Genomic DNA, 8,524 nt, shown 5'->3' with positions numbered 1-8,524 from the left:
CTCAAGCGGCTGCCGATGCCCCAGGCCCTGGCATCGGCGCCGCTTGAGCAGCGACGAGCCGCAGGTCGAAAGCGGAAAAGGAAGGATCACGGCAACAACGACAGACTTCCGGATCGCCGTGCACAAAAAGGAAGAGCCGCATGCGCGGCTCTTCCCCGGTTGCATCATGCGATGCGTCGGCTCAGGCCTGGTCGGCCTCGCCCACCGGCAGTGCCGCCGCCTTGCGCGGCGCCACCCACAGGCGGAACACGAACCAGGCCAGCGCCAGCGCGCCGACGCTGAACAGCGTATCGGCCGGGACGCGCATCCACACCAGCATGTCCACGATCGGCTGCTGCATGAACTCGGCCGAGCGCGCATACCAGTAGCCGTGCTTGAGCGCGGCGCTGAGCTGCAGGATGCCCAGCGGCAGCAGGGTGAAGGCGGCCATGCCGGCCAGGCCCAGGTTCAGCGCCCAGAAGCTGGCCTTGAGCAGCTTCTCGTTCCAGACGACGTCCGGCTTGAGCCCGCGCAGGCAGAACAGCATCAGGCCGATGCCGAGCATGCCGTACACGCCGAACAGCGCGGTGTGGCCGTGGGTCGGTGTCAGGTTCAGGCCCTGCATGTAGTACAGCGACAGCGGCGGGTTGATCAGGAAGCCGAACAGGCCGGCACCGACCAGGTTCCAGAACGAGACCGCGATGAAGAACAGGATCGGCCACTTGTACTTGGCCATCCACGGCGTGGCCTTGCCCATGCGGTAGTTGTGGTACGCCTCGAAGCCCACGTAGGCCAGCGGCACCACTTCCAGCGCGCTGAAGCTGGCGCCCAGCGCGATGACCGCGGTCGGGGTGCCGGTGAAGTACAGGTGGTGCAGGGTGCCGAGCACGCCGCCGGCCATGAACACGATGGTGGCGAACAGCACGGCCACGGTGGCCGACTTCACCTGCAGCATGCCCAGGCGGGTGAACAGGAAGGCGATGACCGCCACCGCGAAGACCTCGAAGAAGCCTTCCACCCACAGGTGCACCACCCACCAGCGCCAGTATTCGACCATCGACAGGTGCGTATGCTCGCCCCACATCAGGCCGGCCGCATAGAACAGGCCGATGGCGACCACCGACAGGAACAACAGGCTGACGATCGACTTGGACTCGCCGCCGTTCCTGATCGCCGGCCACAGCGCACGGCCGACCAGGGTCAGCCACAGCACCAGGCCGATGAACAGGAACCACTGCCAGAAGCGGCCCAGGTCCACGTATTCCCAGCCCTGGTGGCCGAACCAGAAGTTGTGCTTCAGGCCCAGCTTCTGCATGACCGCGAACCACTGCCCGGCGAACGAGCCGACCACGATCACGATCAGACAGATCCACAGGAAGTTCACCCCCAGCCGCTGGAACTTCGGCTCGTGGCCGGAGATGGCCGGTGCGATGTACAGGCCCATGCCCAGCCACGCGGTGGCGATCCACAACACCGCCAGCTGCGTGTGCCAGGTACGGGTGAGCGAATACGGCAGCACGTCGGCGATGGCGAAGCCGTAGGCCTGCTGGCCTTCGACCTGGTAGTGCGCGGTGATGGCACCGAGCAGGATCTGGGTGAGGAACAGCGCGATCACCACCCAGAAGTACTTGGCGGTGGCGCGCATCGACGGGGTTACCTTGATCGCGGCCAGCGGGTCGGTCTTCGGCAGCACCGGGGCCATCTCATCACCGTGGTTGACCGCGTAGTGCCAGCCAAGCAGGGCGATGCCGGCGATCAGGAACAGCACGCTGAACACCGTCCAGATGAAAGTACTTGGCGGCGCGGTGTTGCCGACCAGGCTGTCGGCCGGCCAGTTGGCCGTATAGGTGATGTCCGAGCCGGGGCGTTCGGTCACCGACGCCCATGCCGCCCACCAGTAGAAGGCGGTCAGCTGGCGGCGATGCTCGGCGTCGGGCACCGTGTCGTTGCGCATGGCATAGGCTTCGCGCAGCTCGCCGGTAGCCGGATCGGCCGAGAACAGGCTCTCGTAATGCGCAGCCACCGTGGCGATCGCCGCGGCGCGGTCGTTGTCGACGATGATCGCGCCGTCCACGGCGTCGTAGGTGTTGGGCCGCAGCAGGCTCTGCACGCGCTTGGCGTAGGCGGCCTGGGTGGCGGCGTCGAGCTGCTTGTAGCTCTCGGCGCCGGCCTCGCGCCGGGCCCAGATGTCCAGCACGGCCTCGGCTTCGCGGTGCAGCCAGTCCGCGCCCCAGTCCGGGGCGACGTAGCCGCCGTGGCCCCAGATCGAGCCCAGCTGCTGGCCACCGATCGATTGCCAGACCTGGCGGCCGGTCTCGATGTCCTTGCGGGTGAAGATGACCCGGCCGTCCTCGGTCACGACCTTTTCGGGCAGAGGGGGCGCCTGGCGATGGACCTCGCTGCCGACCCATAGCAGGACGGCGAACGAGGCGATGAGCAGGGCCGCCAACCCTACCCATAGCTTGCGTGTGGAATTCATGTTGCGGCTCTCCTGAGGATACCGGCGCATCATCGGCGTGGCCGCCAGGGGGCTCCATGACGCAGGTCAAGCACCGCGGCGATTGCATCGGGGCGCCCCGGACAGGGCTTCATGCGGGTGCCGTGAGCGCGCATTTCCCGGCGTGTTTCCGGCGTCCCGCGGCGTCCCGCGACGGCGCATCGAGCCGGGCAGCGCAGCCGCCGAAGGGCGACGTGGAGCACGCGTCCGGGTGACGCGGGGTGTACGCCGTGCACGCGCCGCGCGACCCGCGCAGGGAGCCGGCGCACGCAGCCCGACTGTTCGCGTGCGGGTCCGTGCCTGTCCGTGTCCAATGCACTCCGCACGCGTACGGACACGTCTTTCGAAACCGTATGGCGGATCAGGGTGATCCGTCACCTGCCCAATGATGGAATCCCTGATCCTGCTTCTGCTGTCATCCGGGCTGTACAGCGCAAACCACGGCACCGCCATGACCGCTCACGCGAACAGGGGATTTGGTGCTGTCGGCTGGAACGGAATGCCTGTTCCTTCGCGTGCACGGGGAGCCGCCGGGCGCGCGATGCCCCCGTTCGCAGCACAATGCGGGGTCACGCGCGACTCCGCAGCCACGGTACGACGTGCCGCCAGCCGCCAGCCGCCAGCCGCCACCTACTACGGGTGCCGACGGCGAGGCAGAGCGGCACGCGGCAGTTGCCTGGTGGCACCCGCCCGCTCACCGCGGCGAAGCCGCGCGTCTGCGCCTTCCGGTTCGTTGTTGTTGCATGGAAGAGCGGCGTGCATCGTCCCGCGCTGTCTTCGGGTTCATTGCTCCGGCACCGGCACCGGCACCTGCGCGGCGCGGCGCAAGCAGGCCCGCGCGGCGAATGCCGGGCAGGATCACCGTTGTCGCACCCGCGATGGCGTAGACAGGCGAGCGCCCGCGCGGCGGCGGGCTCCGGGGAGCGGGGTTTTACTGAAACGCGCCGCCAGTGGACTCAGTCGCGCAGGACCGTCAGCGCCATTGCCTCCAGGCGCGGCAGGTCGAGGATCTCCACGTCGCGCTGCTTGATGTGCAGCAGGCCTTCCTGCTCGAAGCGGCGCAGCACCCGGCTCACCGTCTCCGGCGCCTGCCGCAGGTAGTTGGCGATATCGGTGCGGGCCATGGTCAGCTGGAACCGGCGCGGCGAGAAGCCGCGTGCGGCCAGGCGCCGCGACAGGCCGATCAGGAATGCCGCCATGCGCTCGTCGGCGCTGTTGTCGCGTGCGAACAGCGACGCCACGCCGATGTCGCGGCTCATCAGCTTGAACAGGTGCTGCTGCAGGTTGGGCAGGCGCGTGGCCAGCAGGGCGATGCGCGGGAACGAGAAGCGGCACAGCATCACCGTATCCAGCGCTACCGCGTTGCACGGGTAACGGTCGCCGTGGATCGCATTCAGGCCGATCACCTCGCCCGGCAGGTGGAAACCCAGTACCTGCTCGTGGCCATTGCGGTCGGTCTGGTAGGTCTTGACCGTGCCGGCGCGGACCGCGGCGATCGCGCTGAACGAGTCGCCCTCGCGGAACACGTGCTCGCCGGCACGCAGCGGACCGACGTGTTCGACCAGCACGTGCAGGTCGGCCAGCGCGCCCTTGTCCATGCCTTCGGACAGGCATGCCTGCGAAAACGCGCAGGTGGAACAGAACGTCAGGGCGTCGCCGTCGTCGGCGACGATGCGCGCATCGGTGCGCGGGAAGACCAGCGGGGAACTCATTCGGGCACTCCCGTCGGGGTCACACCGTACGCGAGAAGCACGGTGTTGCTGCGGCGGCGGTGGGCAGGTGGCGATCGAAGCACATGGCGATGATACGCAACAGCAGCCGTCCCCGCGAGGTGGCCGCCAGCCCATCGCCCGAAAGCTCCACCAGCCCGTCCTCCTGCAGTGCCTGCAGGCGCTCCAGCGCCGTGGCGAAGTAAGTTGAGAAGTCGATCACATGCCGCTGCTCGATGTCGCGGAAATCCAGGGTGCCATGGCACATCAGGCGCTGGATCACATCGGCGCGGATCACGTCGTCCTCCTCGAGGCGCAGGCCGCGCCATACCGGCAGGTGGCCGCGGTCGATGGCCTGCTCCCAGCTGCCGAGGTCGCGCGGGTTCTGGCTGAAACTGGGGCCGATATGGCTGATGGCGCTAACGCCCAGGCCGATCAGGTCACTTTCGGCGTGGGTGGTGTAGCCCATGAAGTTGCGGTGCAGGCTGCCGTTGCGCTGGGCCACGGCCAGGCTGTCGTCGGGCAGGGCGAAGTGGTCCATGCCGATGTAGACGTAGCCGGTCTGGCCGAGCTTGTCGATTGCGCACTGCAGCAGCGCGAGCTTGGCTTCCGGCGCGGGCAGTTCGCTGGCGTCGATGCGCTGCTGCGGGCGGAACATCGAAGGCAGGTGCGCATAGCCGTAGATCGCCAGCCGCTCCGGCCGCGCCTGCAGGGTGATGTCCAGGGTGCGCGAGAAGCCTTCCAGGGTCTGCCGTGGCAGGCCGTAGATCAGGTCCACGTTGACCGAGCGCAGGCCATGCTGGCGGCAGGCGTCGATGATCGCCAGGGTCTGCTCCACGCTCTGGATGCGGTTGACCGCGCGCTGCACCTCGGGGTCGAAGTCCTGCACGCCGAGGCTGGCGCGGTTGAAGCCGGCGGCGGCCAGCTCGCCGATCTGCTCGGGGCTGATGAAGCGCGGGTCCAGTTCGATCGAGCAGTCCAGGCGCGCGGCCGGGGCGAAGGAGAAATGCCGGCGCAGCACGTCCATGGCCTCGGCGATCTGCGCCGGGGTGAGGAAGTTGGGGGTGCCGCCACCGAAGTGGACCTGCTCGACGTCGCGGTCGCGGTCGAACAGCGCGGACATCATCGCCATCTCGCGGTACAGCCGGGTCAGGTAGGCGGCGCCGCGCGCGGTGTCGCGGGTGATGATGCGGTTGCAGCCGCAATAGAAGCAGGGGCTGGCGCAGAACGGGATGTGCAGGTACAGCGACAGGGGGCGCGGGATCGGGTCGCCGTTGCTGGTTGCCGCCATCTCGACAAGGTCGGCCTCCTGGAACCCGGGAGTGAACTGCGGGGCGGTCGGATAGGAGGTATAGCGCGGCCCAGGTGCGTCGTAGCGCCGCAGCAGCTCGGGGTCGAACAGGGGGGACGGAGTGGCCATTGCGGCAGCCTAGCAGGCGCCGCCGGCTTGTCCTTGACGTGCGTCAACCGCCGCCCTGCGCCTTGCCCCGGGTGGGTTGCGGAGCCTGGAAACCGCCGTGCGTCCGGGCTGTCAGGCAGGGGCGCGAGCCCCGCCAGGGGACCGTGCTGTTGCGTTGCCGCGGGCGGCCGCACCCGCCGCTCGCTAGACTGCATCGCTTTGCTCCGGAGGAATCATGGCCACTCATCGTCCCGTTTCGCTGATCGGCGTGCCCACCGACGTCGGTGCCGGCCACCGCGGCGCGCGCCTGGGACCGGAGGCGCTGCGCATCGCCGGCCTGCCCGAGGCGCTGGCCGCGCGTGGCGTGGACGTGCGCGACATCGGCAACCTGCAGGGGCCGCGCAACCCGTGGACCGGGCCGGTGGACGGCTACCGGCACCTGGACGAAGTGGTCGCGTGGAACCATGCGCTGATGGAGGCGACCCTGGTCGAGCTGGGCGATGGCCGCCTGCCGATCATGCTGGGCGGCGACCACTGCCTGGGCATCGGGTCGATCACTGCCGTGGCGCGCTGGTGCCGCGAGCAGGGCAAGCAGCTGCGGGTGCTGTGGCTGGACGCGCATTCGGACTTCAACACCTCCGAAGTCACCCCTTCGGGCAACATCCACGGCATGCCGGTGGCGTGCCTGTGCGGGCTCGGCCCGGACGCGCTGACCCGGCTCGGCGGCGACGCGCCGGCGATCTCGCCGCAGCAGGTGCGGCAGATCGGCATCCGCTCGGTGGACCAGGACGAGAAGCGCCTGATCAAGCAGCACCACGTGGACGTGTACGACATGCGCTACATCGACGAGAGCGGCATGAAGCGGGCCATGGAGGCCGCGCTCGAAGGCATCGACGCCAATACCCACCTGCACGTCAGTTTCGACGTGGACTTCCTCGACCCGAGCATCGCCCCGGGTGTGGGTACCACGGTGCCGGGCGGGGTCAACTACCGCGAGGCGCAGCTGGTGATGGAGATGATCGCCGACACCGGGCTGATGGGCTCGCTCGACATCGTCGAGCTCAACCCGCTGCTGGACCGCCGCAACCGCACCGCCAAGCTGGCGGTGGACCTGGTCGAAAGCCTGTTCGGCAAATCCACCCTGATGCGCGATTGACGGCGGCACCACCTCGCTGAACCTGCGCCGGTGGCGTTCACGCGCGCTGCACGTGAATGCCGCCAGATTCCTCTCCACACGCGGCGTCGCCACCCGGCGGCCGCCAGTCGAGCAGAGGAGAAACCTGATGAAGCGAGTACTGATGCTGGCCCTGCTGGCGGTGTTTTCGGCGGGGATGCTCAGCGCCTGCAACACCGTCGCCGGCGCCGGCAAGGACATGCAGAAGGCCGGCGAGAAGGTCGAGGACAAGGCCCACGACTGCAGCGACGGCAAGTGTTGACCCCCGCCGCGGCCCGCAGCGGGCCGCGCCATCCAAGAGCCATCCAGGAGATAGACATGAAGCGCACGGTTGCCCTGATGATGCTGTCGTTGTTCTCGATCGCGGTGCTGTCCGGCTGCAATACCGTTGCCGGTGCCGGCAAGGACGTGCAGAAGGCCGGCGAGAAGGTGGAGGACGCAGCCAAGCGCTGATGCCCGGCGACTGGCGGACGCGGAAAAGGCCGGCTACATGCCGGCCTTTTTCGTTGTCTCGGCCGGTGCAAGCTGAAGCGCCGTTCAAGAACGTCGTCGCTTGCATACAAATCGTCGATCTCCTGCCAACATCCGCGCCGGCATGCTGTTCGTGCGGCGGAGCTGCCGCCAATCCCCCGAAAGGAGACACGCATGAACAAAGACATCATTTCCGGCAAGTGGAGCCAGCTCAAGGGCAAGGCGCAGGCCAAGTGGGGCGACCTGACCGACGACGACTTCAAGGTGGCCGAAGGCAATGCGGAGTACCTCGCCGGGCGCCTGCAGGAGCGTTATGGCTGGGCCAAGGATCGCGCCGAGAAGGAAGTGCGCGATTTCCAGGATACGCTGCACCGCGACCACCCCGACTGGCGCTGAGCCACAGCACGCTCCCCCCTGGGCTGTATCCGGACGGGCCGCATCATGCGGCCCGTCTGCTGTCTGCTGTCTGCGCCATCAGCGCCAGCGCGGAGGCGGATCGGGTACGAAGCCGCCCGGGAACGCGCGCGGCGCGGGGTCGCTGCGCTGGCCCGGCACGATACCCATCGCCGCCAGGCGCGAACGGGTGTCGTAGCGGATCTGGCTGACCTGTACCGGCGTGCGGCTGGCGCGCTCGAAGCCGGTGGCATGGCTGGCCGATGCCTCGCGCCCGCCATGGCCGGTGCCCAGTTGCTGGCGCTCGCCGCCCGCGGCCCGCGCTGCCGATGCGTCCATCGCGCGGTCGGCGCCTGCCTCCTGCGCGCGCAGTGGCGCCGGTCGCGGCGCCGGTGCCGGGGCGATCGACAGCGGCCGCGCCTCGCCGAACACGGCGATGCCGACCACGCCCACGTTGGCCGGGCGGCCGGTGCGGCTGGCATAGCTGTCGCCCGGGTCGGTGAACACGAACTGCGCCACCTCCGCCGACGATTTGCGCCAGCCGGTGATGTCGCTCTCCTGCCAGGGCTCGAGCACGTAGCCGGCCTGGTCCGGCGCCGCGGTCTGGCCGCTGATGGCGTTGACCCCGTCCACCGACAGCACCACCAGCACGCGCTCGCCGCTGAGGTTGCGCAGGCGCACGGCATAGCGGTGGCCCGGGGTGCCGGCGACCCACTGCTGCCCGCGATGCAGGTATGCGGTGGCTTCATCGCCGCTGTCGCGGTCGACCAGCGACAGCGCCACCGGCGTGGGCGGAAGGGGCGGCGCCGGGCGGAAGCCGCACAGGGCCAGGAGGGGCAGCAGGCAGGCGAGGAAGCGGTACATGGCCTGTCTTTTATACACATCTGACGCTGCCGACGATA

The 8,524-nt window shown here is 68.8% G+C and carries 8 protein-coding genes; 4 read left to right on the top strand and 4 right to left on the bottom strand.

Going from position 1 to position 8,524, the window contains the following annotated elements:
• Positions 1 to 181 precede the first annotated feature (181 nt).
• The 3 genes from ABB33_RS13525 to hemN all read right to left on the bottom strand — a co-directional run bounded on the left by ABB33_RS13525 (position 182) and on the right by hemN (position 5,605).
• A complete protein-coding gene (locus tag ABB33_RS13525; protein ID WP_056932455.1) occupies positions 182 to 2,458 on the bottom strand; it encodes a nitric-oxide reductase large subunit in 2,277 nt (758 codons plus the stop codon).
• A 974-nt stretch (positions 2,459 to 3,432) separates the two neighbouring features.
• Positions 3,433 to 4,188: a helix-turn-helix domain-containing protein gene (locus ABB33_RS13520; RefSeq protein ID WP_056932454.1), complete on the bottom strand. Its 756-nt coding sequence runs from the start codon at positions 4,186 to 4,188 to the stop codon at positions 3,433 to 3,435.
• A gap of 19 nt (positions 4,189 to 4,207) precedes the next feature.
• Entirely contained in the window at positions 4,208 to 5,605 is a 1,398-nt protein-coding gene (gene hemN, locus ABB33_RS13515; protein WP_056932453.1) for an oxygen-independent coproporphyrinogen III oxidase, read from the bottom strand.
• 214 nt (positions 5,606 to 5,819) lie between these two features.
• Between hemN and rocF the strand changes: the two genes are divergently transcribed.
• The 4 genes from rocF (at position 5,820) to ABB33_RS13495 (ending at position 7,625) form a co-directional block, all read left to right on the top strand.
• Entirely contained in the window at positions 5,820 to 6,740 is a 921-nt protein-coding gene (rocF, locus tag ABB33_RS13510) for an arginase (protein WP_056932452.1), read from the top strand.
• Between the two features lie 127 nt (positions 6,741 to 6,867).
• Positions 6,868 to 7,020: an entericidin A/B family lipoprotein gene (locus ABB33_RS13505; RefSeq protein ID WP_056932451.1), complete on the top strand. Its 153-nt coding sequence runs from the start codon at positions 6,868 to 6,870 to the stop codon at positions 7,018 to 7,020.
• Positions 7,021 to 7,076: 56 nt separating this feature from the next.
• On the top strand, positions 7,077 to 7,211 hold the full coding sequence (locus tag ABB33_RS13500; RefSeq protein ID WP_056932450.1) for an entericidin A/B family lipoprotein: 135 nt from the start codon (positions 7,077 to 7,079) through the stop codon (positions 7,209 to 7,211).
• Positions 7,212 to 7,403: 192 nt separating this feature from the next.
• Positions 7,404 to 7,625 carry a CsbD family protein gene (locus ABB33_RS13495; RefSeq protein WP_054667983.1) on the top strand — a complete coding sequence of 74 codons (222 nt, stop codon included), beginning with the start codon at positions 7,404 to 7,406 and terminating at the stop codon, positions 7,623 to 7,625.
• Between the two features lie 78 nt (positions 7,626 to 7,703).
• Here the strand turns inward: ABB33_RS13495 and ABB33_RS13490 are convergent, their stop codons facing one another.
• The gene (locus ABB33_RS13490; protein WP_056932449.1) at positions 7,704 to 8,486 is read right to left on the bottom strand and encodes a hypothetical protein; all 783 of its coding nucleotides are present in this window, start codon (positions 8,484 to 8,486) and stop codon (positions 7,704 to 7,706) included.
• Between the last annotated feature and the right edge of the window lie 38 nt (positions 8,487 to 8,524).

The sequence above is a fragment of the Stenotrophomonas acidaminiphila genome, assembly GCF_001431595.1.
GTDB classification, from domain to species: domain Bacteria; phylum Pseudomonadota; class Gammaproteobacteria; order Xanthomonadales; family Xanthomonadaceae; genus Stenotrophomonas; species Stenotrophomonas acidaminiphila.
Note: the sequence above shows the minus strand (reverse complement) of the source record. Positions and strands in the feature narration are given on the sequence as shown.

Coding starts and splice junctions, on each gene's coding strand:
- ABB33_RS13525 (WP_056932455.1), bottom strand. CDS start 2,458: ATGAATTCCACACGCAAGCTATGGGTAGGGTTGGCGGCCCTGCTCATC.
- rocF (WP_056932452.1), top strand. CDS start 5,820: ATGGCCACTCATCGTCCCGTTTCGCTGATCGGCGTGCCCACCGACGTC.
- hemN (WP_056932453.1), bottom strand. CDS start 5,605: ATGGCCACTCCGTCCCCCCTGTTCGACCCCGAGCTGCTGCGGCGCTAC.
- ABB33_RS13520 (WP_056932454.1), bottom strand. CDS start 4,188: ATGAGTTCCCCGCTGGTCTTCCCGCGCACCGATGCGCGCATCGTCGCC.
- ABB33_RS13505 (WP_056932451.1), top strand. CDS start 6,868: ATGAAGCGAGTACTGATGCTGGCCCTGCTGGCGGTGTTTTCGGCGGGG.
- ABB33_RS13495 (WP_054667983.1), top strand. CDS start 7,404: ATGAACAAAGACATCATTTCCGGCAAGTGGAGCCAGCTCAAGGGCAAG.
- ABB33_RS13490 (WP_056932449.1), bottom strand. CDS start 8,486: ATGTACCGCTTCCTCGCCTGCCTGCTGCCCCTCCTGGCCCTGTGCGGC.
- ABB33_RS13500 (WP_056932450.1), top strand. CDS start 7,077: ATGAAGCGCACGGTTGCCCTGATGATGCTGTCGTTGTTCTCGATCGCG.